This window comes from Bartonella sp. AA86SXKL (assembly GCF_042196885.1).
In genome coordinates, this window is sequence record NZ_JBHIRE010000093.1 from 1 (window position 1) to 1,014 (window position 1,014).

Annotated in this window: 2 protein-coding genes; both read left to right on the forward strand. The window is 33.9% G+C overall.

The window, feature by feature from the left end:
• Nucleotides 1-165 precede the first annotated feature (165 nt).
• Nucleotides 166-498 carry a Grx4 family monothiol glutaredoxin gene (gene grxD / locus ACFIO5_RS10030; RefSeq protein WP_011180847.1) on the forward strand — a complete coding sequence of 111 codons (333 nt, stop codon included), beginning with the start codon at nt 166-168 and terminating at the stop codon, nt 496-498.
• Between the two features lie 70 nt (nt 499-568).
• On the forward strand, nt 569-1,014 hold a 446-nt coding region (locus tag ACFIO5_RS10035; RefSeq protein ID WP_375705317.1), incomplete at its 3' end, for an MFS transporter.

Below are 1,014 nucleotides of genomic sequence, written 5' to 3' on the forward strand. Positions count from 1 at the left end.
AAGGCAATATGGGAAATGGCCTTCATGCTCTAATGTTGCAAACAAATATCCCAAAATAATCTAAAATTTCTTCTTGCATTCATTCACTCAATACGATTAGAAAAGAATGGAAACATAAATATACGCTCATAGCTTATAAAAATTCTGCAATATCGAGGAATAAAGATGACTACTATTCGTGATTTTATTGACAGCGAAATTAAAGAAAATGATGTCATTTTATTCATGAAAGGAACACCCGATGCTCCACAATGCGGATTTTCAGGTCAAGTTGCTCACATCCTTAATTATTTAGGGGTACCTTATAAAGGAATTAATATTCTAACTTCTGATGAATTGCGTCAAGGAATTAAAGATTATTCAAATTGGCCTACAATTCCACAACTCTATGTCAAAGGTGAGTTTATTGGTGGTTGTGATATTATTAAAGAAATGTTTCAAAATAATGAATTGCAGGAACTTTTAAAGGAAAAAGATATTCCCTGCAATAAAGCATAGGTATCTTTCATTTTATTCAGACTCTTAGAAAGCTGTATTGAGTCGAAATTTTTATTTCAAGGATACCATAATGTCACATTCAATCGACGAACAAACGCATAGTAATGCGCTTCAAAAAAAGATTGGCTATAAAGAATTTGTTATTCTCATCGGTGCGCTCATGGCCATCAATTCTATAGCCGTTGACATTATGCTGCCAGCTATGCCTAATATTTTGAACAGCTTGCATGTTATCAATGAAAATGATCAACATTATATCATTTCTAGTTATCTTATGAGTTATGGCATCTCGCAGATATTTTTTGGTCCGATAAGTGATCGTTATGGACGTCGTAAGCTTATTCTCATTGGTCTTGCATTTTATTCATTTGCAGCAATTGCTTGTGCCTTTGTATCCAATTTTTCTCTATTGCTTATTTTACGGATCTTGCAAGGTATAGGAGGTGCCGCTATGCGTGTCCTCACAATTTCCGTTGTACGTGATCTTTATAATGGTCGAAAAATGGCAGAAGTTAT

Coding starts and splice junctions, on each gene's coding strand:
- grxD (WP_011180847.1), top strand. CDS start 166: ATGACTACTATTCGTGATTTTATTGACAGCGAAATTAAAGAAAATGAT.